This is a genomic window from Marinospirillum alkaliphilum DSM 21637 (genome assembly GCF_900119735.1).
In the GTDB taxonomy this organism is placed as follows: domain Bacteria; phylum Pseudomonadota; class Gammaproteobacteria; order Pseudomonadales; family Halomonadaceae; genus Marinospirillum; species Marinospirillum alkaliphilum.
The window spans coordinates 161,746-183,215 of the sequence record NZ_FPJW01000002.1; the positions used below are offsets into that span (position 1 = coordinate 161,746).

The following is a 21,470-nucleotide window of genomic DNA, read 5'->3' on the forward strand; positions in this document are numbered from 1 at the left end:
ACACACCCCCGCAACCAGGGTTGCGGGGGTGTTGGGAATATCTCATTTCGGGTTAGATTAGCCTTTAAAAACTCTGACCGCAACCCCGGTATTGATGCCCCTGATATTCAAGGGTGACTCGATGCGGAAAGGGTTCACCGGTTCCGACCTCCACACAGAGGATGTTTTCCACAGTGTATTCAGCGGTCTGGCCCTGTTCATCCTGGATCCTGTACTGGCGACGGATCAGATCCTGATGCACTTGTTCGGCTTTTTTCAGGCTGGTGCGTCGAGTGCCGAAGTTGTGCAGCAGCTCACCAGTGCCATTCTGGCGGATGATCAGCGTCCAGCCGGGGTTGTGGCCACTGGCGCGTAGTGTGACAGCTTCCGGAGAGGTGTTGCTGCCGGGAATAAAGGGCAATTCAAGGCTGCCAACTTCCCCCGTGGCCTGCAACTGGCAGTTCAGCCACTCCCTTTCCGGGGTGGTGACACGGGCACGCTCGTCCCGATTCCAGAAGCTGCTGCCCTGGCCATTGCTGTACAGGGCGCCAGAGGCCGCACGTGCCTGGGGCAGTTCCAGCCAGTCTTCACTGCCCGGCAGTTGCAGCCAAAGCTTGTTTACGGCACTGCGAGTCTGCATCACATCCATGCCATCACACAGCCACAAGCTGGCTTGTTGCACCGCTTCAGGTTGTTGCGCCTGCGGGTTGCTGCTGCAGGCGGCAAGGCCCAGCAGCAACACGGCAGCAGCCAGGCCTTTAACCTTCCAGCTTGCTGAGATCACGCACGGCACCCTTGTCTGCTGAGGTGGCCAGCAGTGCATAGGCTTTCAGTGCTGCAGACACCTTGCGAGGACGGGGTTTGGCTGGCTTCCAGCCTTTTTTGTCCTGCTCGGCACGGCGTGCGGCCAACACTTCATCACTGATGTCCACCTTGATGGTGCGGTTGGGGATATCAATCAGGATGGAGTCGCCATCCTGCACCAGACCAATGGCACCACCGGCAGCTGCTTCCGGTGAAGCATGACCGATGGACAGGCCGGATGTACCACCGGAAAAGCGCCCGTCCGTCAGCAGGGCGCAGACCTTGCCCAGCCCCTTGGATTTGATGTAACTGGTTGGGTAAAGCATTTCCTGCATGCCGGGGCCACCTTTCGGGCCTTCATAACGCACAATCACCACATCACCGGCCTTGACCTTGCCTTCCAATACATTGGCTACAGCTTCATCCTGTGATTCAGTGACGTGAGCTGTGCCACGGAATACCAGCAGCTCATCATCAACCCCGGCGGTTTTCACCACACAACCATCTTCGGCGAGGTTGCCATAAAGCACTGCCAGACCGCCTTCTTTGGAGAAAGCGTGTTCCAGATTGCGGATGCAACCATTTTCGCGATCACCATCCAGGGTGTTCCAGCGGGTGGACTGGCTGAAGGCATGCTGAGTGGGGATACCTGCTGGCCCGGCGCGATAGAACTCCAGCACTTCCGGCGTGGGTTTACGCAGGATGTCCCAGGTTTCCAGTGCTTCAGCCAGGGTGTTGCTGTGCACGGTCGGCAGGCTGGTATCCAGCAGACCGGCACGATCCAGTTCACCCAGCAGGCCAAAGATGCCACCGGCACGGTGTACGTCTTCAATGTGGTATTTCTGGGTGTTGGGTGCCACCTTGCACAGCTGGGGTACTTTTTTCGACAGCAGGTCGATGTCCGCCAGGGTGAAGTCGACTTCGGCTTCCTGAGCCAGTGCCAGCAGGTGCAGAATGGTATTGGTGGAGCCGCCCATGGCAATGTCCAGTGCCATGGCGTTGTAGAAGGCACCTTTATTGGCAATGGAGCGGGGCAATACCGAGGCGTCATCCTGCTCGTAATAACGGCGGGCCAGCCCGACGATGCGCTGACCGGCTTCTTCAAACAGGCGGCGGCGATCCGAGTGGGTGGCCAGGGTGGTGCCGTTGCCCGGCAGGGACAGGCCCAGGGCTTCGGTCAGACAGTTCATGGAGTTGGCGGTGAACATGCCGGAGCAGGAACCGCAGGTCGGGCAGGCGGAGCGTTCGTATTCGGCCACGGTTTCGTCATCCGCATCCGAAGCGGCAATCACCATGGCATCCACCAGGTCCAGGCCGTGTTCACTGAGTTTGGTTTTACCGGCCTCCATCGGGCCACCGGAAACAAAAATCACCGGAATGTTCAGGCGCATGGCGGCCATCAGCATGCCGGGGGTGATCTTGTCACAGTTGGAAATGCACACCAGCGCATCGGCGCAGTGGGCATTCACCATGTATTCCACCGAGTCGGCAATCAGGTCACGGCTGGGCAGGGAATAGAGCATGCCGTCGTGGCCCATGGCAATGCCGTCATCCACTGCAATGGTGTTGAATTCCTTGGCCACACCACCGGCTTTTTCAATTTCACGCGCCACCAGTTGCCCCATGTCCTTCAGGTGCACATGCCCCGGTACAAACTGGGTGAAGGAGTTGGCCACGGCAATGATCGGCTTCTGAAAGTCTTCATCCTTCATGCCGGTGGCACGCCACAAGGCGCGGGCACCGGCCATGTTACGACCGGCAGTGGTGGTGCGGGAACGGTAGGTGGGCATGGCTGACCTCATCATTATTCTTGCGGGAATCTTGAATGAGGCATTCTACAGTGGATGCCAGCCAACTGCCTACCTGCAGTTGGTTGCTTTAAGGTTGTGCTGTCAGGATCAGGCTGTTTTTTCTTTACGGGCCTGTTCCTTGAAGCGGGCAGGTTCCAGCGCGTGTTTGTTGAGCAGTTTGTAAAAGTCGGTGCGGTTGCGTCCGGCCAGTTTGGCTGCTTCAGTCACCTTGCCTTCAGCCAGTCGCAGCACTTTAATGAGATAAGCCTTTTCAAATTCTGCACGGGCTTCGTTCAGCGGTGGCAGGCCCTGTTCACCATTTTGCAGGATGCTTTGCACCAGTTCAGCGGAGATCAGTGGTTGATCACTCATTTCTGCACACTGTTCAATAACCCCCTGCAACTGACGCACACTGCCCGGCCAGGGGGTGGCGGCCAGCACTTCCAGCGCTTCCGGTGCAAATCCGGTGACCTTGCTATCCAGCTTTTCACTGGCCTGGGTCAGTAACTGGCGTGCCATCAGCTGTACCAGCAGGGGACTGCGCTCCAGCAGATCAGCATTGCTGCCTTCGTCAGTTTTTTCACTGCGGCTGACTTTCAGTTCTTCTATCAAGGCAAACAGCTGCTGTTTGTCGACCGGTTTGGTGAGAAAGCCGGAAACCCCCTGACGGGTGGCTTCCACTGCATCGGGAATGGTGCCGTGAGCGGTCAGAATGATCACCGGCAAGCCGGGGTGCAGTTGCTGTATTTCGTCAAACAGGGTCAGGCCATCCATGCCATCCATGCGCAGGTCAGACAACACCAGGTCGGGCAGATAGTGTTTCAGGTGCTCCAGTGCCTCAGCACCACTTTCGGCGGTGACCACCTCATGACCGGCGGTTTCCAGTCGCAGGGACAACAGCTTCAACAGGCTCAGGTCATCATCCACCAGCAGGATGCGGGCGGGATGTTCGCTGGGTCGGATTTCCGGTATCAGTTTCATTTTCAGTCACTCTGACGTTGCATGCGTTCGTGCAGGCTGCGTTCAATGGCAGTCAGGGCTTCCAGCTTGGCTTCAAGATCCGCTTTTTCCGTTTCCAGTTGGCGAATGCGTTGTTCAGCCTGGCTCAGTTCCGCTTCCAGTGTTTCCATGCCCTGCTCCAGATGCAGGATGCGCTCAGCCGTTTGAGGCTGGTTACTGGTTGCTTCACCCTGAGGATCTTCCGGTTGCAGCACTGCACAGCCTGCCAGCAGTGTAGTCAGGATCAGCGGGATAAAAAAATGTTGGTATCTGGACACAGTCAATTCCTGGTGGTGTCGATCAGCGACTTGCCAGTGGCCATTCTAGCCGAAAGATGATGCGGTTGTTTTCGCTGCTGATGAGTTTTAATGTGCCGTTTTGTGCTTTCATGCAATCGGCTGCAATGGAAAGCCCCAGACCAGACCCCTTGACCGGACCGCTGCGGCGACTGCTGCCCTGAAAAAAGGGTTCAAACAGGCGCTGCTGCTCATCCTTCGGGATAGGCCCGCCGGCATTCTCCACTTCCACCCACTGTTGTTGATGGTCCTGGCCGGCGCGGATGAGCAGTGGTTGGTCAGGCGCACCATAATGCAGTGCATTGGACAGCAGATTATCCAGGCAGGTGCGTAACAGCGATGAATCACCCTGCAAGATCAGCCCTGCATCCGGCAGTTGCACGGACTGCTGGCGCTGAGCCAGTAGCGGCTGCCAGGGGGCCAGCAGTTTGTTCAGCAGCGGCCGCAGGGGAACTTCGGTATAGGTGGCCTGTTTTTTTCCCTGCAGCAGGTTGTAATCCAGCAGTTGTTCGATGAGTTGTTGCAGGCGCTCACTATTTTGTTGCAACAGGCCGGTCACTTCTTTCTGAGCGGGTGTCAACTGGCCCAGCAGCTCTTCATGCAGCAGATCACCCGCCTCGCGAATACTGGCCAGGGGGGTTTTTAATTCATGCGAGATATGGCGCAGGAATTGTTGTTTTTGCTGTTCGATGTCATTCAGCTGCTGCTCCAGCCAGTTCAGTTGCCGGTTCAGCATCACCAGCTCTGCAGGGCCGCTGGTGATCTGGCGTTGTCGGCGTGTTTTGCCTGGTGTGGCCAGTGAGCGGATGCGTTGTTGTAGCTCACCGATCGGACGCAGCAGACGCCAGGTGAAAAACAGTACCAGCAGCAGTGACAAGCCTGCCAGTAATAAAAACTGCCAGGCCAGTTTTTTCTGCAAGCGGTGCATTTCCTGCTGCAGGGCATTCAGGCGCTGATCCACGATGCGCTGGGTCTGGCCGGTCATGTCCATGGTCAGGCGGGTCAGTTGTTCCAGGCGTTCGGGGCTGAGCAGGGTTTGCCCGGCATCCGTCAGCAGCAATTCTTCGAGGCTGTGCTGGGCTGCCGGTGGTGGAAACAGCACAAAAGGTTGCTCCAGCAGCTGTTGGAAGCGCTGCTGTTGACTGTTGAGCAGTTCCAGCAGATCAGGGTTTTCCACCACCTGAAACTGGCGACTGGTGCGCTCCATGTCCAGTGCCAGGGTTGCCAGTGACTGGGAGCGACGGGTGAAGGATACAGCCTCGCGAGCCGTCAGACTGGCCTGGGTGGACAGTTCGCGGTAGGTGCTGGAGGTTTCAAACACCAGCACACCCAGCGGCAGGATCACCAGCACAAAACCCAGCAGCACCAACTGCATCAGGGTCAGGTTGGCTGTTCGTAACAGAGCCATGAACTGGGAACCTCAGATGTTTTTACAGAAAACCCGCGAGTTACGCTGCCAGTTGTAGAGTGCCTGACGGGCTGCGGGTAAGTGTTCCACCCTGGCCGGCACAAACCCCCGCTCCAGAAACCAGTGGGCGGTGTGGGTGGTCAGTACAAATAACTGATGAATGCCTGCCGCCTGCGCCTGCTTCTGGATGCTGTCCAGCAATTGGTCGCCGCGCTGACCGTGGCGATAATCAGGGTCCACCACCACACAGGCCAGTTCTGCCTGACGCTGATCCGGGTAGGGATAAAGGGCAGCACAACCAATGATGGCACCGTCCAGATCAATCACCGTGAAGCGTTCGATTTCAGCTTCCAGCAGTTCACGGGAGCGGCGTACCAGCACCCCGGTTTCTTCCAGCGGGCGTAATAAAGCCAGCAGCCCTGCAACATCCTCAATGCGTGCCTGCCGCAGGGTTTCATAACGCTGCTGGGTGATCATGGTGCCATCACCCTCGCGGGTGAACAGGTCCTGCAGCAGTGCACCATTGCGCCGATAGCTGAGCAGGTGGGCGCGCGCCACACCGCGACGGCAGGCCTGGCAGGCGGCTTGCAGATGACGTTGCAGGGTGGGTTGCTGCTGCAGTTGTGGCAGCAGCAGCTCGGCATCCCTGGGTGTCAGATCACGAATCAGGCGGCCACTTTCATCCTTCAGGCCCTCTTCATCACCCAGCAACAGCAGTTTTTCCGCACCCAGATGAATGGCAGCGGCGGTAGCCACTTCTTCAGCATCCAGATCAAAGGCTTCTCCGGTGGCGGAGTAACCCAGCGGGGGCAAGAGTACCATGCTGCCCTGGTCCAGCAGTGCCTGAATGCTTTTCACCTGAATGCGGCGCACCTCACCGGAAAAGTGCATGTCCACGCCGTCGCGGATACCCAGCGGGCGGGCAGTGATCAGATTGCCACTCATCACGCGCAGCCCGGCACCATGCATCGGTGAATTGGCCAGCCCCATTGAAAGCCGGGCTTCCAGCTCAATGCGCAAGGTGCCAATGCAGGCGGTCAGTGCCTCCAGGCGCTCTGCATCCACCAGTAAGCGGCCCTGGTGTTCATGCCAGTCCAGCCCGCGACGCTGCAACTCCTGCTGCATCTGCGGGCGGGCACCAAAGGTGATCACCAGTCGCACACCCAGCGAGTTCAGCAATGCCAGATCGGCAATCAACTCATGCAGACCATCACAGCGTAACGCTTCGCCATCCAGATGAATGACAAAGGTGCGGCCGCGATGGGCATTAATGTAGGGCGAGGTGTGGCGAAACCAGTTTACAAAAGGCTCCGCATTGGAATCCTGCAAGATATCGCTCACTTTTACCGGTGGTTGATACCAGTGAGTTTAACCAAAGCAAGCGCATCAAAAAAGGACTATTAACAGGCAGACACTTGCGTTCAGTCATGGCAAGGCAGTGATGGCTTGTTAGGCTTTTCAGGGTGATCAATGCAAGGAGGCAGGTATGTCGCGTTACCATGATAAGGCTTACAAAGAACTGTTCAGCTACCCTGAGTTTGTACAGCAGTTGATGGAAGGGTTTGCGCCGCCGGAAATCAGTTGCAGGCTGGATTTTTCGACACTGGAAAATCTGCCGGGAAACTACATCACACCCCTGATGGATGAAAGATTCGAAGACGTGGTCTGGTCTGTGCAATTCAAGCCGGAAGTGGGAGAGCAAACACCTGCTACGCTGTACCTGTGCATCCTGCTGGAGTTTCAATCCAGCATTGACCGCACCATGCCCTTGCGGATGCTGCACTATGTTGCAGCCTTTTATCATCAGCTGTTAAAACATAAAAGGGCCAGCTTGAAGGAAGGCTTGCCACTGGTTTTTCCTGTCGTGCTTTACAATGGCAGCAGACCATGGAATGCAGCAGAGGAAATGCAAACACTACTGCAGCCGGTGCCTGCTTATCTGAAATCCTATCAGCCGCAGTTGCGTTATTACCTTGTGGATGAGAGTCGTTATACCACGGAAGAGCTGGAGCAGCGCAATACGCCTTTGAGCAGTCTGTTCACCATTGAAAACTCCCACAGCCCGGAAGCTTTGCAACAATCAGTGCAGCGACTGGTCTCAGTATTGCAACAACACCCCGACAAACAGCGACTGGACAAGCTCTTGTTGCGCTGGTTCAAGCAGCATTTGCACAACCGCAAAGTCAGGGTTAACCTTGAACCATTAACCAGCCTGATGGAGGCACCGGATATGCTGGCAGAAAATCTGGAAAGAATGGTCAAAGAGTGGAAACAGAAAGGTTATGAGCAAGGCATGGCAGAAGGCATTGCTGAAGGCGTCGAAAAGGGCATCGAGCAGGGCATCGAAAAAGGCATCGCAACAGCCCGCACCCAGATGGCTTCAAGACTGCTGCAGCGTGGCCTGAGTGATGCTGAAGTGGCGGAACTGCTGGAGCTGGACTTGCAGCAGGTCCAGACCATCAAGGCACAGCAGCTTCACTGACCTTATCTCATGATTCACTCAAACCCCGCCTGTTGGTTTCAGGTGGGGTTTTTCTTTGGTGCAGCAGTATTTCTGAGCAGGAGACAAGACGTGGCCAGTGAAACGGAACTTAAACTGCTGATACAAGAGGCCGACCAGCAGCGGCTGGAGCAGCTGATGAATCGTCTGTCAGCAACATTTGAAGGCAGCAAGCGGCTGGAGAATACCTATTTTGACACCCCGGATTTGCAGCTGAATCAGGCGCGTATTGCTTTGCGACTGCGTTTTACCGGGCAAGGCTGGTTGCAGACTTTAAAAACCTCTGGCCAGAAGCTGGGCGCTTTAAGTCAGCGAGGTGAATGGGAAATGCCGGTGGCTGATGCACAGCTGCAACCGGAGCTATTGCCGCAGGGGGTTCTGAAACCTGAATGGATAGATCAACTGCAACCCCTGTTCACCACCCATTTCACCCGCCGTACCTGGCTATTGAAGGGGAAGGATGAACCAGCTGATGGTGGGTCATCCCAGCCCTGGGCAATTGAGGTAGCGGCAGACCTCGGTGAAGTGGCGCTGCCGCAGCGTCATGCAAAAGAGGCAGCCAAAGACTCCATCAGCGAGTTGGAGCTGGAGTTAAAGGCGGGTGATCCACAACACCTGTTTGATCTGGCGCATCAGTTGGCAAACGAACTGGTGCTGCATCCCGGCCTGGCCAGCAAGGCGGCGCGGGGTTTACGATTACTGAGCAGCCAGCCGACCAACCGGAAACCGTCACGAAAATACCCCATGCCACAGCTGGTACAGGCTGGGGTGGCCGTTACCTTTGCCGAGCTGAATCAACTGGCACAACATCAGTTGAATGCCTGGATTGAATGCCATGAAAGCTGGGCCTTTAATGCCGATGAAGCCGAGCTGCAGGAGGCCCAGCGTTGTCTGTTGCGCCTGCATGCCCTGTTGGTGATGCAGCAGCGGCTTTGTCCTGCTGCAAAACTCACGCCTTTGCGCAGGGGTGTGAAACGCCTGTTGCAAGCCTTTCAGCCGCTGGTGGAAGGCTGTTGGCAAGACCGGGCCTTGCAGCAGTTACCCCTGGATCATTTGCCGGACAGAACGGCAGCAGACTGGCGTTATCAGCAACTGGCTTATGCTGCACGCCGTCAGCAATACCGCCACTGCTGGCATCAACCCTGGGTCGGTCAGGTGGCCCTGCAACTGGTGGAAAGCCTGTGGCAAAACCACCACTTGCAAGCCTGTGCCGCAGCAGATGCACCGGAAAAACTCTTGCAGGCAGCCTGTGAGCACCTGCGATTTCCGCGTCAGCCGATGGATGCCGGGGTCTGGTTGCAGCGTTACCCGGCACTGATTCGGTTGCAGCTGCTTCTGCAGCAGGTTCAGCCCGATAACCAGACGGATGCAGCAAGGGCAGAAACCCTGCGGGAAGGCATTGAGACCCTCAATGGTTACTGCCATTTGTTGCAGCGCAAGGATTTACCACAAGGCTTGCAGCAACAGTTGAAGCGGCAGCAGCAAGACCTGCTGTTGCAACTGGGCAGAACGGCCCAGGCCTTGTGGACGCAATGAAATTGACTGAGTTATCCATGGGGTTTATGTGCGGCGCAGCAGAAGAATGTGCTGTTTAACTTGTGTTCACAGTTATATTTCCGGAATGCGGCTGTTGGTTCCATGAATTATCCCAAAAACAACAGAAAAAAATATGGGAAGTGACTCAAATCAAGGTTTCATGCAGGTTACAGTGGTGTAATACTTTGGTCGCACGCAGCTATTTCAGGTCATTGACAAGGCATGAAAAAGCATGCGAGTCTGCGTCACAGCGGTGAAGGAAAGCCGGAGCCGCAAACCTGAACCTGAACGAAATGATTTCGATCGATAATTAAAAGAAGGTACCTATCGCTATGAAACTGCGTACAAAAATCGCTGGCACCGTTGCCCTGCCGCTCGCCCTTGCAATCGCTTCTGCTTCCCAAGCTGCCACCATCGTTGACAACGAACAGCACCGTCTGAACATTGGCGGTTTCGTAGCTGCCAGTGCCAACTGGACCATCTATGACGATGCTGGTGCTGACCATGATAGCGACGTTGATTACGGCATGAGCCTGGGTACTTCTCGTCTGAACGTAACCCACACTGCCAAGACTGATGCTGGCAATGTCACCATCATGTACGAAAATGACTGGGCTGGTGCTGCTACCACTGCAAGCGGCTACCGTCTGCGTCACGCTGCCATCATGTGGGATGGCTGGGTTGCAGGTTTCACCTGGAACGGTTTTGCCAACCTGACTGGTCTGGCTGAGACCATTGATGCTGCTGGTACTGCAGGTGCAAGTGGTTCCGCACCCGCTGGCCGTAACGCAGTGCTGGGCCGCAATATCGCTGTTGGTGATGGTATGAGTGTTGGTGTATTCATCGAAGATCGTGGTGAGACAACTTACCGTGCAGTTCCAGACCTGACTGCCAACTTCAAGGGTGCATTTGGTGATACCTCTGTCTTTGTAGGTGCCCAGATGTTGCAAGTTGAAGATGAAGATGATACCACCAAAACAGAGGCTCAGTTGGACCTGACCTTTGGTCTGAATCAGAAGATTTCTGATGAGCTGTCTCTGAAAGCGGCCCTGACCAACTACAACGGTGATAACACTGCGGTATCTGTTGCTGCCCAGTTCAAAGTTTCTGACCAGCTGCGCACCAACCTGGTTGTTCAGCAGCAAATCATGGATGCTGATGACAGCGATGCCACCGCTGTGTGGGTTAACGCCTTCCTGAAAACAGCCTCTGGCTGGGAATGGGGTGGTGAAGTTCGCATGGTCAGTGCAGACGACTTGGCTGTTGCTGTCAACGGTCTGGGCGACAGCGACATGCGTGTCAGCCTGCAGGCCAAATACGCTTTCTAAGTTCCTGGTTTAATCCAGCCGAACACTTTCGCAAAGCGTAAAGGCAGTAAAAACAAAACCCCGGTCAGGAATGGCCGGGGTTTTTTGTCTTATGGAAGCATCAGGCAGTGACTATCGCTAAAGCCGTTCAGGGTTTCTGTAAGTCTGTCCAGGCTTGAAGCCTGGTACGGAAGTGCTGTTGGCTCAAAATTCAAACGCTGGTGTGCGTTTGTAAAAGTAAGGGTTTTATCCTGGTCTCTGTGATGACACTTGTTAGCATAGGCGGAGGTATTTGTGGAGGCACGTATTCAGTTTCGTGTGGATGAGGAAACAAAGCATCTGGCGCAGATGATGGCAGCAAGCGAGGGGCGTACGCTGAGTGATGCCTGCCGAGAGCTGACTGAGCAGTTGGCTGAGGAGCAAAAAAAGAAAATGTTGCACGATGCATGGCTCAGTGAGCAGGTTGCTGCCGCTTTTTCAAAACTTGAATCCAACCAGGCAAGCTTTATTTCACATCAAGCAGCTAATCAGCGGATGGCTGAGCATAAGGCCCGAATCTACCGCTAATCACATCATTCAATCCCGGGTCGAAAATCTGCAGGATCACCCTTTAATGGGTGTTGAGCGTCCGGGTATTCCGGGTCGGTTGCTGATTATCCCGGATGTGTCAATGCTGGTTTCTTACTGGGTGGATGAATTGGATATACGGGTCATGCGTGTTTTACACCAGAAGCAGCAGTTTCCCGCTTAAAAAACTGTAATTAAATACAGTTCTACTTCTGGTCTTGTGTTAGGCTTTCAGTGTCGCTTCCATTCAGTAATCACCCACAGGACGGGATGCCATGACACAGACCGCCAGCCATGACCAGAACTTCAAAAACCTGATTCTTGATTACCCCCGCCAGGCACTTGAATTATTTGCTGCTCAAGAAGCCCAGGATATTCTGTCCGATGTGCGTATCACCCCTGTCCGGCAGGAACAACTCAAGGAACGCCTCGGTGATCGCTTTTTTGAGCTGGATATTCCGCTGCTGGTGGAATGGCCGGATCAGCGTCGAGAAGCTCTGCTGTTTGTGATTGAACAAGAAACAGATCCACGGCGTTATTCCCTGCACCGCATGGCGCATTATGTTTTGCACCTGAGCGAGTTATGCAACACCGAGCGTGTGGTGCCGGTGGTGATCATCCTTCACGGCCAGCAGTCCCTGGCTGACCAACTGCAACTCGGTAGTGAGCGCCATATCTACCTGCAATTTAACATCCTCAAAACCCAGTTGGCCGGGTTGCCTGCAAGTGATTATCTGGACAGCAGCAACCTGGTGGCGCGGCTCAACCTGCCGAACATGAATCACCGAAACACTGACAAGGTTGAAACTTACGCCAAAGCCATGGAAGGGTTGGTCACTCTGGAACCCGACATGGAAAAACAACTCAAATACATTGACTTTGTCGACATATACAGCAATCTTACCCCACAAGAACGACTGGACTACCAGCGCCGCTACCCACAGGAGGAACGCGCCATGGCCGGACTCTCAGAAAGACTTCGCAGTGAAGGAATGCAGCAAGGAATGCAGCAAGGAGAAATCCGCATCCTGAAAAAACAGATTCAGCTGAAATTCGGCACGCTGCCTGATTGGGCTGAGGACATCATCAGCACTGCCAGCACCGAACAACTGGAACACTGGGCAGAGGGTATTCTTACTGCTGCCAGTATTGAAGCCTTGTTGAAATAAAAAAGGCAGCCTTGCGGCTGCCTGGGTCTGGGCGTCCTTGCTCAGTCTGTTGGTGCGATTACCAGCTGTAACGAGCGCCAACGGTGAAGGTGCTGTCTTCGTACTTGTCACCGGCAGCAACTTCAGCATAAGCAAACATGGGTTTGCTGAACTTGTAGGTGGCACCCACAAGAATGGCGCTTTCCAGGTCTGTGTACTTGCCTTCTGCTTCAAAGTCTTCAGAAGTTACACTGAAAGCAGCGTAAACATCGGATACACCCAGGTTGTACTTGGCACCCAGTGCAAAGCGGGTTTCACCATCTTCCATTTCAGCCAGGGCGTGAGCGGTCAGGGCATCCAGTTTGTAGGTAGCGCCTACACCGATACGTGCATTGCCAGTGCCACCTACAGCGTCTTCATCGCTGTTCTGGTCAAAAGCCACAGCCAGGTTCAGATCACCCAGATTAAAAGAAACAGCGGCCTGCAGGTTAAATGCTTCTTCTTCTGCTGCCACATCGACATAGTGCTTGGCCATCACGGCAAATTTCAGATCACCGGCCTTGTATTCATAAGCCAGGCTGTCAGCACGGCCATTCTTGCTACCACTGGTGTAGTCTACGCCATCACGCTGTTGTAATTCGATGCGACCGGAAACATAGTCAAAGTAGATGGAGTCGAAGTTACCGACCCAGAATTTACCCCAGTCACCCTGAGCGCCAAAAAAGGAGTTGCGTGGAGTGATATTCTGGCCGGAAGCTTCGTCAGGCTTGAAGCGGAATTCCAGATTGGCAAAAACGGTCAGGTTTTCAGTTTCTTTATGGCTGGCGCGGAAGCCGATACGTGAGCCATTGTCCTGGATCTGGTTGACGGTGCCATTGTTGTAAAGCTCCATCTGCAGGCGACCATAAACGTCAACCTTGGTGCCATCCTGATCAATAATGTTGGCGGCTTGTGCACCAGTGGTGGCCAGGGTGGCAGCTACGGCAGAAGCTAACAGCGTCTTTTTCATCATGATTTACCTTTTGCTTTCTTCAGGTTCCGTTACAAACGGGTGAAAAGGTCGGGTGGGTTGCACGTTTTTTTATCTTGCAGTGCAGCACCAGCCTCAACTCCCGGCCGATATTGGCAGCAGAAAATGACAGAAAAAGGTCAGTCTGATGAATCGGGGATGAAAACAGGTTTTTTTCGGTATGACTAAGCTGATGAAAAGCCATAAAAAAACCGGCCTGCAAGAGGCCGGTTTTTGAGTCAGCGCGAAAGAAGTTTTCGCAGCTTACACCCTCAACTTAGAAGTTGTAGGTGTAGGTGAACTTCAGGTAGCTGAAGTCAGACTCTTCCAGATCAGCTACAAAAGAAGCGGTAGCAACTTGCTGGGGCAGGAACTCTTTGCCAACACCGATTTCCAGAGATTTGTTCTCGGCATCTTCCAGGCCCAGGGCCAGTTCAGCAAAGATGTCAACCACTTCTACGCCGGTGTAGTCAGCACGCAGTTCCAGCTGGCTGTCTTTAGCGTCAGAGTCCAGGTTCTTTTCAAAGTAAGCACCTAGAGTCAGGTCGGCGTCAACAGTAAAATCAACGCCCACAAACAGCCACTGGCTGTCAAAATCCATACCAACATTGTCACGGTAGGAGATACCAGCATAGTAGCCCAGCTGTTCGTTAACAGCACCGGCATAACCCAGGTTCAGTTCAATGGCGCTGTTATCAGAGAAATCAGCGTCGGAGTCCAGCAGATCCATGGTGGTCAGGATGAACTCACCGTAAACACCGGTTTCGTGCTGGTAGGAAGCACCAGCTTCGAGAACCATTGCGGTGTCCAGGTCGGAATCAGTCGGCTGGTACAGTTCAGCAGCAACGTAGGCTTCAACGCCTTCCGGCAGTTGGGCAAAAGCAGGAGCAGCTACAAAGCCAGCAGTCAGGGCGGCTACAGAGGCAGCGATCAGTGTTTTTTTCATCGATTTACTTCCTATTTCGTGGATTAATCCAGTTGGAACATCCGTCCGTTTGCAGTCATTGCACACGGTCCAGAACTCTTTCGCAGTGCAACCTTAATAATTCTTCCATCAAATTGCAATGCTTTGGTGGTTGATACCGCCGCAAATCCTGTTTCATTCAGTAAAATCATCGACCTGTATCAGGATTTGCGACCCCTGTCCTCTGGTGCAATGCAGCGTTCGTGCCAGTTTTACACAGTGTTTTGCAAACCAGTGACAGGCTGTTGAATGTTGTGTGAAGTATACTGCGCGGCAGAATTTCATCCTGTTGTAGTCAGCAGGCGACATTAATCATTGGGGGTTATAAAAAATGCTGTGGATTCAGGTGTGTAAGGATGATGAGTTGGTGGATGGCCAGTTTCGTATTGTTGAAAACGAAGACGGTGATGAGGTGTTGGTGGCTCGTGCCGAGGGTGAGTTGTTGGCTGTGCTGAATGAATGCTCCCATGACCGCAGGGGTTTTGATGGGGGTTGTATTGAGGCAGGGCTGCTGGTTTGTCCCCGTCATGGTGCACGTTTTTGTCTGCGCACCGGAAAGGCGCTGACACCTCCGGCTTATACAGACATTGCCACTTTTCCGGTGAAGGTGGAGAAAGGCATCATCTATGTGCAGGCCTGAGGCTGGTTCATGATATTAAGCCGAAACTTCTTAAGTCGTCATGGCCAATGTTTTCCAGGCTGAATTGCTGAAATTCACCGGGGCTGCTGAGCAGTTCGGCCAGACGTGCGCGTTGTACGCCCTGGGGTTTGCTGCTGACTTCGACTTTTTGCCCTTCTTTAAAGGGTAGCAAAGGTGTGATAACGCTGGCGGGGACACCGAGCACCTTGAGTTCAGGCAATAAAAAGCCGGGCAGGTAGTCTGCAGGAGGGCCAATTTTGATGACCGGTTTGATGGCACAAGGTTGCAGGCGGCCGCCGAGCCGTTCTATGCCCAGTTGCTGGCCTTCTTTGACATCCCTGATCCAGCGAATCATGCCCGGTTGCCAGGGGGTGCCTGTGCGCTCCTGCAGGGCAATCAGTTCGCCGGTGCGTAGTTGGGGTGGTGCCTGACCCGGCCAGAGCAGGCAATAGCCAGTGGCGCTGGTATTAACCAGCTGCAGTTGGTGGATGGGGTAGCGGCGATCCAGAGCGTTTTCAACGCTGGTGCTGACTTCGGTGTCCAGTTCTATGATGGCAAGTGTGCCAATACTCTTGTTCTCTACTGCATCAGGTGCAGAGGCCCAGGGGTCGGGCTGATCTTCCTTGATGAAGGGGTTGTTCTGAGTGTTGACTTTGAAGTTTTGTCCAGCGATCAGGGTTTCAAAGGGTTGGCGATTGTTCAGGTGGTAGTGCACGCTGCGTAAACCCAGTGCCAGCTGGATGTCGCCGCTGGATGCCACTCTTGGGCTGCTGCGCTCCTGGGGTTCACCCAGACAGGCCAGCAGGTGCTGAATCAGACGATTGCCCAGTGGATCATTACCCTGTTGCAGGTGTTCGCTGAGTTGGCTGGTTAGTGCGAGCGTATTCAGGCCCAGGTCCCGCTCGGTGGGTTGTTGCTCCAGTGGCTGGCTGCGCTGGGGTTGCCATCCATTATTGGTGACCACTTGAAACAAGCGCTCAGGTGCATCAGCAGGCAATATTTGCACCAATGCAGCCCAACTGGCGAGTAATGGCCAGAGTTGCTGCAGTTCATCCGGTCGTAGGGTTTCAGCCTGAATCAGCCCAAGTAACACCACTTGCAGGTAGGCTGCCTCACAGGTATTCGGTTGTTGTTGCTGGATTTTTTTATGCTGCAGGCGGCTTTGGCTGGCAATGTGATACAGCAGGTTGAGCTCTGGCCAGCTGTACTCCGGGGCTGCAACACTCAGCTTGCAGGCGCGCAGGATCAACGCACCACCATGCAAGAGTGCTGCATGCAGGGATGCAAGCAGGCTGCGAGCCAGGATGGGGGTAGGGAGTTGATCGCGCAGGGCCAGCAGGTCGTTGATGCAGCGTTTGTAGCTTTGGGCCAGCTGTTCCTGTAGCTGCTGGCTGAGCTCACCTTCCTGGTGCAGGTGTGGTCCCTGATCCAGTTCTCCCAGAGTATGAACAGCAACCGGGGCAATTTTATCCAGCCATTCCAGTCGGCGCGGTGGCAATAACCTGAGTTGATTAAACTCTTGCAGCAGGGTGTTGAGCTTTTCAGCGCTGGCAGGTGGATGGGCCAGGGGGAGGTGTTGTAGCCACTGTTCTACTGCTTCCAGTCGGGTTTCACAGCAGTTCAGCTGATCCCGGGTGAGTTCTGGAAAATGCAGTGGCAAGGGGTTCATATTTTATCCTTGTAATGGTTACCATCCCAGCGGTGTTTTGGATGGCTGATCCGGTTGTTCCCGAACCAGCCGAGGTACCAGATAGCCGGGTAATCTGGCCAACAGCTGTTGGTAGATTCTTTTTGCTTGCTGATCATCTATTGCAAAGTGGGCGGCACCTGCTACGGGATCAAAAGCATGAAGATAATACGGCATAACTTTCTGTTCAAATAATCTTTCAGAAAGATTGCCAAGAGTTACAGGATTGTCGTTGACGCCGCGCAATAAAACACTTTGGTTCAGAAGAATTACACCCCTTTGATGCAGGCGTGCCAGGGCTTTTTCGAGTTCCGGGCTGATTTCCTGTGGGTGGTTGATATGCAGTACCATCAGGGTTTGCAGGCGGGTGGCACTTAACCAGGTTAACAGCTCGTCATTGATGCGTGATGGGATCACCACCGGCAGGCGGGTGTGAATGCGCAGGCGCTTGAGTTGAGGCAGTTGTTCCAGTTGCCGGATGCGTTTTGCCAGCCGGGCATCCGGGGTAGCCAGTGGATCACCGCCGGACAGGATGATTTCATTCACCTGTGGGTGTTGCTGCAGGTAATGGATGATCTGTTCGGTGGCAGCCTCACTGAGGCTGTTGTCGGCATAGGGAAAATGCCGCCGGAAACAATAGCGGCAGTTGACGGCACAGGCACCGCTGGTGGTGAGCAGTACCCGTGAGGTGTATTTGTGGATCAGGCCCGGCAGTGGGTTGGCCTGTTGTTCTTGCAGCGGGTCGGTGACAAAGCCCGGCTGTGGCTGGTTTTCACTGCCCAGTGGCAGTACCTGCAACAACAAGGGGTCTTGCGGGTTACCCGGTTCCATCAGTTGTAAAAAAGGCTCTGGCACCAGAGTACGAAATAACCCATGGCCCTGCTGCAAACCTTGCCGCCCACCGGGCAGTTGATCTGGATCCAGTCCCAGTCGATCACAGAGTTGCAGTGGATCACGAATGGCGTGTCGGAGTGTTTCGCTCCAGTGGTCGCCTGCCGTGCTTTTCGGTATGATTGGCGACCAGCTTTTTAATGTCTGTTCCATGGTTTTAATTATTCAGAGATCCGAGTTATGGCGAATTTCGCAACCAATGAGTTCAAAGGCGGCCTCAAGTTCATGCTGGAGGGTGATCCCTGCTCCATGATGGACATCGAGCACATCAAACCCGGTAAAGGCCAGGCCTTCACTCGTGTGAAGTACCGCAACCTGATGACCGGCCGTGTCGGTGAAAAAACCTTCAAGTCCGGTGACTCGGTGGAAGGTGCTGATGTGATGGACATCGACATGGAATACCTCTACACCGACGGCGAATTCTGGCATTTTATGAAAACCGACGGTTCGTTTGAGCAGGTGGGTGCTGATGCCCGTGCGCTGGGTGAAACCAGCAAGTGGCTGAAAGAGCAGGAAGTGTACATGGTTACCCTGTACAACGGTGCGCCGATCAGCGTGACTCCGCCGAATTTTATCGTACTGCCAGTGACTGAGACAGACCCGGGCGTGAAAGGTGATACGGCTCAGGGTGGTTCCAAGCCGGCAACCCTGCCGACCGGTGCAGTGGTGCGGGTGCCTTTGTTTGTGAATGAAGGCGACCTCCTGAAAATCGATACGCGTACAGGTGAATACGTCAGCCGCGCCTGATCTGGAAAAATCAGCTGTGCGTCGGATCTGCTTTGTTAGAAACAGGCTCAGAATGCTCATTTACCACTTGTAAACTCCGCTTCTTCGCCTGTTTCTGCCTCGCATATCACTAGCTCGCAAGATTTTTTGCAGTCAGTCAGATGCTACTTGAGTAAACAGATGACCGATAAAGTGAATAGTCTATTGCTCAAGCGTGCCGGGTTGTTGAATGTAACCCGGCTTTTTTTCGCCCGGCGTGGGGTGTTGGAGGTGAATACACCCGTGCTGGGACCCGGTGGATCAACCGATCCGTTGCTGGATTCTTTTGTGACTCAGTTGGAAGGTGGCTCGGCGCAGTCGCAGACGCTGTACCTGCAGACCTCTCCCGAGTTTTACATGAAACGGTTGCTGGCGGCAGGCAGTGGACCGATTTATCAGCTGGGGCCGTGTTTCCGTAATGGTGAGGTGAGCCGCAGGCATAACCCTGAGTTTCTGATGCTGGAGTGGTATCGCCCCGGTTGGTCACTGGTTGAACTGGAGCATGAATGCTGTGCGCTGGTGGATGAGCTACTGGGTGCTGCGAGTTATACGCGCCTGACCTATCGGGAAGCCTTTTTGCAGCAGGTCGGGCTGGACCCTTTTGCTGCCAGTCTGGATGCCTTGCGTGCCGCCTGTGTGGCTTGTTCCGGCATAAATGCCGAGCAGTTGGACCGGGATGCCTGTCTGGATCTTTTGATCAGTCATCAGGTGGAGCCGGGGTTCAAAAAACTGGGTCGGGTGGTGTTGTATGAGTTCCCGGCCAGTCAGGCAGCGCTGGCGCAGGTGCATCAGGATGCTTATGGTCATGCCGTGGCCAGTCGTTTTGAGCTGTATGTGGATGGGCTGGAGCTGGCCAATGCCTATCAGGAGCTGACGGCAGCGGATGAGCAGGCAGCACGTTTTCAGGCGGATAATGCCCAGCGCCGGGCACTGGGCAAAGAGCAAATCTCTCCCGATACCAAGCTGATTGAAGCCTTGCAACAGGGCTTACCAGAATGCAGTGGTATTGCGCTGGGATTTGATCGGCTGGTGATGCTGGCCCTGCAGGCCGAGTCACTGGATGAGGTGCTGACCTTCAGTGCGCTGCGTTGGTGACGGGCTTGCTGGAAGCAAAAAATAATGCCGGGCTGATCTGAAAACGCTGGCTGAGTTGTTCGATGTGTTTACGGGTCAGGCTGCGCTCTCCCTTCAGGATGCGAGATACCAGTGACTTGCTGCCAATTTCGGGTAGCTGGCTCATATCCAGTTGATGCTGCTCCATCAGGGTTTTCAGCAGGTCGATGGCTGGGTCGGCTTGAGTGCAGGCCTGATTAAAAGCAGTAAACTCGCTTGCGGTGTTTTCCCATTGCTCAATGCGAGTGGACAGGAGTTCTATCAGGGGGCGTTGATTTTCATAATCGACCATCAATTCATCCAGCAAGGCGAGCGCTTCCAGATAGTCGGACTCGGTCTGGATTTCATAAAAAAAGGGTGCACTCTGGAACAGGTCGCGAGCCTTGCTTCTGATCAGATCAAAATTCATGTTTCAGGCTCCTGTGCGTAGTGTTTGCAGAGTTTGTCGTATTCGGCATGATTGCCCAAGTGTTTGACATACATGCGGTTGTCCCGAAACTCAATGAATGCAATCAACCGCAGACTATTGCCATGAATATCGATAACCCACCATTTATCCCTGTACCTGAAATTATCCAGTGAAGGAAAAACCCTTCGCATTTCATCGGGTGAGCTGAAATCACTGTTTCGCAGAACCCGGTAAGTACGCTCTATGGCAGTGGACGCGCCAGGGTAGCGTTTGCAGGCATCGTTAAAAGGCTTTCTGGAAATGATGTGCATGGCAGTTTCCCTTCTGCTTGTCGTGATTCTCGCTGTGAGTTGACAAAATGTCAACCGACCAAGTGCTCAGCCAGTTCCTGATACTGTTTAAAAGCCTGGTCAAGGCTGATTAAGGGCAGGTTATGGATCAAGCTGGTGGCGATGATAAATCGGTCGGCGGGGTCGCGATGGTGTTCCGGCAGGTGGGCGGCCAGTTCAGCGATGCCACGGTCAACTGGAATCACCTGGATACCTTCGCAAGCCAGATTCAGCCATTGCTCCATCGGCATTTGCAATCTTAAACGGTTACGTTTGACCAGTTGACCCAGCTCCCAGCAGGAAATGGCACTGATGGCCAGCGTTGGCGACAGCTCAATCTTTTCAACTAAATGCCCAGGTAAGGCTTGTTCCCCGTTTGAGGCAGTCAGCCAGCGAATCCAGATATGGGTATCCAGCAGCATCAGTGCGCATCCCAGTCGCTTTCCGGTACGGCCGGTGCAATCAGATCGTCTGACAGTTCCAGGCTATCCATTAATAACGGGTTGGGTTTGCGCCGCTCATGCACTTTTGTCTCGTTGGCGGGTAAAACGATGACTTCAAGCTGTTCGATATTGGCCAGTGCCGCTGGCAGACGAACGATCACTTGTCCATCTACGGGCTGGGTATAAAAACGCACGGCTTCCATCAGAATCCCCTCAATAGCTACTGTCTGTTGTCAGCATAGTGCCTGGGTAAGTATGAAGGCAAGGCTTCAACTCACGCCCTGGTAACGTCCCGGTTTGTGATTGAGGGTGAGGATCAGGTTGAGGATGGCGGCACCGGCGATGGAGAGCAGTACTTTGTCGACCGGTAGAACCAGCAGGGCGGCCAGTACAATCACCAGATCAACACTCATCTGGAATTTGCCGGCGCTGATGTTGAAGCGATCTTGCAGGTAGAGTGCCAGGATGTTGACGCCGCCTAAGCTGGCGCGGTGGCGGAACAGCATCAGCATGCCCAGCCCCATGCACATGCCACCCAGCAGGGCGGCATACACCGGGCTGAGTTGGTGAAAGCTCACCCATTGCGGGGTGAGTTCCGCAAACAGCGAGACCAGTCCTACCGCACAGAAGGTGCGCAGGGTGAATTTCCAGCCCATGCGCAGAAACGCCAGCAGGTAAAACGGCAGGTTGAGTACAAAAAACACCGGGCCGAAGCCCCATTCCGTCAGGTACTTGATCAGAAAGGCCAGCCCTGCGGTACTGCCGGTCAGCAGTTCGGCATGGCTGTAGAAGGTGACCCCGAGTGCCACCAGGGGCGTGGCAGTGATCAGGGCCAGCGCATCTTCAATCAGGCTGTGCTGGCGGTGTTTGTTGTCTTCAATCACGG

Annotated in this window: 24 protein-coding genes; 9 read left to right on the forward strand and 15 right to left on the reverse strand. The window is 54.4% G+C overall.

Annotation, left to right across the window (positions count from 1 at the left end; all coding sequences use genetic code 11):
• Positions 1-64 precede the first annotated feature (64 nt).
• From BT114_RS04005 to argA, 6 genes are all read right to left on the reverse strand, one after another.
• A complete protein-coding gene (locus tag BT114_RS04005) occupies positions 65-763 on the reverse strand; it encodes an MliC family protein (protein WP_072325051.1) in 699 nt (232 codons plus the stop codon).
• Positions 738-2,573: a dihydroxy-acid dehydratase gene (gene ilvD / locus BT114_RS04010; RefSeq protein ID WP_072325052.1), complete on the reverse strand. Its 1,836-nt coding sequence runs from the start codon at positions 2,571-2,573 to the stop codon at positions 738-740. Before ilvD ends, BT114_RS04005 begins: the two co-directional genes overlap by 26 nt.
• 108 nt (positions 2,574-2,681) lie before the next feature.
• Positions 2,682-3,554, reverse strand: a complete 873-nt coding sequence (locus BT114_RS04015) for a response regulator (protein WP_072325053.1) — start codon at positions 3,552-3,554, stop codon at positions 2,682-2,684.
• A 2-nt stretch (positions 3,555-3,556) separates the two neighbouring features.
• Positions 3,557-3,850: a DUF2076 domain-containing protein gene (locus BT114_RS04020; RefSeq protein ID WP_072325054.1), complete on the reverse strand. Its 294-nt coding sequence runs from the start codon at positions 3,848-3,850 to the stop codon at positions 3,557-3,559.
• Between the two features lie 22 nt (positions 3,851-3,872).
• Positions 3,873-5,276, reverse strand: coding sequence for a sensor histidine kinase (locus tag BT114_RS04025; protein WP_072325055.1), 1,404 nt, complete (start codon positions 5,274-5,276; stop codon positions 3,873-3,875).
• A gap of 12 nt (positions 5,277-5,288) precedes the next feature.
• Entirely contained in the window at positions 5,289-6,605 is a 1,317-nt protein-coding gene (argA, locus tag BT114_RS04030; protein ID WP_072325296.1) for an amino-acid N-acetyltransferase, read from the reverse strand.
• A gap of 157 nt (positions 6,606-6,762) precedes the next feature.
• Between argA and BT114_RS04035 the strand changes: the two genes are divergently transcribed.
• The 6 genes from BT114_RS04035 (at position 6,763) to BT114_RS15145 (ending at position 12,355) form a co-directional block, all read left to right on the forward strand.
• Positions 6,763-7,758, forward strand: a complete 996-nt coding sequence (locus BT114_RS04035) for an Rpn family recombination-promoting nuclease/putative transposase (RefSeq protein ID WP_072325056.1) — start codon at positions 6,763-6,765, stop codon at positions 7,756-7,758.
• 90 nt (positions 7,759-7,848) lie between these two features.
• Entirely contained in the window at positions 7,849-9,312 is a 1,464-nt protein-coding gene (locus BT114_RS04040) for a CYTH domain-containing protein (protein WP_072325057.1), read from the forward strand.
• A gap of 332 nt (positions 9,313-9,644) precedes the next feature.
• A complete protein-coding gene (locus tag BT114_RS04045) occupies positions 9,645-10,640 on the forward strand; it encodes a hypothetical protein (protein ID WP_072325058.1) in 996 nt (331 codons plus the stop codon).
• 273 nt (positions 10,641-10,913) lie between these two features.
• On the forward strand, positions 10,914-11,186 hold the full coding sequence (locus tag BT114_RS14810; protein WP_084661885.1) for a damage-inducible protein J: 273 nt from the start codon (positions 10,914-10,916) through the stop codon (positions 11,184-11,186).
• Positions 11,074-11,370, forward strand: coding sequence for a type II toxin-antitoxin system RelE/ParE family toxin (locus BT114_RS15270; RefSeq protein ID WP_281249018.1), 297 nt, complete (start codon positions 11,074-11,076; stop codon positions 11,368-11,370). The genes BT114_RS14810 and BT114_RS15270 overlap by 113 nt, the downstream gene beginning before the upstream one ends.
• 91 nt (positions 11,371-11,461) lie before the next feature.
• A complete protein-coding gene (locus tag BT114_RS15145; protein ID WP_072325060.1) occupies positions 11,462-12,355 on the forward strand; it encodes a DUF4351 domain-containing protein in 894 nt (297 codons plus the stop codon).
• Positions 12,356-12,413: 58 nt separating this feature from the next.
• On the opposite strand, the gene BT114_RS04060 is transcribed toward BT114_RS15145, so the two are convergent.
• Both BT114_RS04060 and BT114_RS04070 read right to left on the reverse strand, forming a co-directional pair.
• Entirely contained in the window at positions 12,414-13,346 is a 933-nt protein-coding gene (locus BT114_RS04060) for a porin (protein WP_084661888.1), read from the reverse strand.
• A 274-nt stretch (positions 13,347-13,620) separates the two neighbouring features.
• Positions 13,621-14,289 (reverse strand): outer membrane beta-barrel protein, encoded by a 669-nt coding sequence (locus BT114_RS04070; protein WP_072325063.1) that lies wholly within the window; start codon positions 14,287-14,289, stop codon positions 13,621-13,623.
• Between the two features lie 349 nt (positions 14,290-14,638).
• Between BT114_RS04070 and BT114_RS04075 the strand changes: the two genes are divergently transcribed.
• On the forward strand, positions 14,639-14,947 hold the full coding sequence (locus BT114_RS04075; protein WP_072325064.1) for a Rieske (2Fe-2S) protein: 309 nt from the start codon (positions 14,639-14,641) through the stop codon (positions 14,945-14,947).
• 7 nt (positions 14,948-14,954) lie between these two features.
• Here BT114_RS04075 and BT114_RS04080 read toward each other — a convergent pair whose 3' ends face one another.
• Together BT114_RS04080 and epmB are read right to left on the reverse strand one after the other, a co-directional pair.
• Positions 14,955-16,616 (reverse strand): hypothetical protein, encoded by a 1,662-nt coding sequence (locus BT114_RS04080; RefSeq protein ID WP_072325065.1) that lies wholly within the window; start codon positions 16,614-16,616, stop codon positions 14,955-14,957.
• Positions 16,617-16,634: 18 nt separating this feature from the next.
• The gene (epmB, locus tag BT114_RS04085) at positions 16,635-17,678 is read right to left on the reverse strand and encodes an EF-P beta-lysylation protein EpmB (protein ID WP_072325066.1); all 1,044 of its coding nucleotides are present in this window, start codon (positions 17,676-17,678) and stop codon (positions 16,635-16,637) included.
• Between the two features lie 27 nt (positions 17,679-17,705).
• Between epmB and efp the strand changes: the two genes are divergently transcribed.
• Together efp and epmA are read left to right on the forward strand one after the other, a co-directional pair.
• Entirely contained in the window at positions 17,706-18,272 is a 567-nt protein-coding gene (efp, locus tag BT114_RS04090) for an elongation factor P (protein WP_072325067.1), read from the forward strand.
• Positions 18,273-18,431: 159 nt separating this feature from the next.
• The gene (epmA, locus tag BT114_RS04095; RefSeq protein ID WP_072325068.1) at positions 18,432-19,385 is read left to right on the forward strand and encodes an EF-P lysine aminoacylase EpmA; all 954 of its coding nucleotides are present in this window, start codon (positions 18,432-18,434) and stop codon (positions 19,383-19,385) included.
• Here the strand turns inward: epmA and BT114_RS04100 are convergent.
• The 5 genes from BT114_RS04100 to BT114_RS04120 form a co-directional block, all read right to left on the reverse strand.
• Positions 19,366-19,812, reverse strand: a complete 447-nt coding sequence (locus BT114_RS04100; protein ID WP_072325069.1) for a helix-turn-helix domain-containing protein — start codon at positions 19,810-19,812, stop codon at positions 19,366-19,368. The genes epmA and BT114_RS04100 overlap by 20 nt on opposite strands.
• A complete protein-coding gene (locus BT114_RS04105) occupies positions 19,809-20,123 on the reverse strand; it encodes a type II toxin-antitoxin system HigB family toxin (protein WP_072325070.1) in 315 nt (104 codons plus the stop codon). The genes BT114_RS04100 and BT114_RS04105 overlap by 4 nt, the downstream gene beginning before the upstream one ends.
• Positions 20,124-20,173: 50 nt before the next feature.
• Positions 20,174-20,563, reverse strand: coding sequence for a type II toxin-antitoxin system VapC family toxin (locus tag BT114_RS04110; RefSeq protein WP_218163451.1), 390 nt, complete (start codon positions 20,561-20,563; stop codon positions 20,174-20,176).
• On the reverse strand, positions 20,563-20,787 hold the full coding sequence (locus tag BT114_RS04115) for a hypothetical protein (protein WP_072325072.1): 225 nt from the start codon (positions 20,785-20,787) through the stop codon (positions 20,563-20,565). Before BT114_RS04115 ends, BT114_RS04110 begins: the two co-directional genes overlap by 1 nt.
• 66 nt (positions 20,788-20,853) lie before the next feature.
• Complete coding sequence (locus BT114_RS04120) at positions 20,854-21,468, reverse strand: YitT family protein (RefSeq protein ID WP_072325073.1); 615 nt, start codon at positions 21,466-21,468, stop codon at positions 20,854-20,856.
• Between the last annotated feature and the right edge of the window lie 2 nt (positions 21,469-21,470).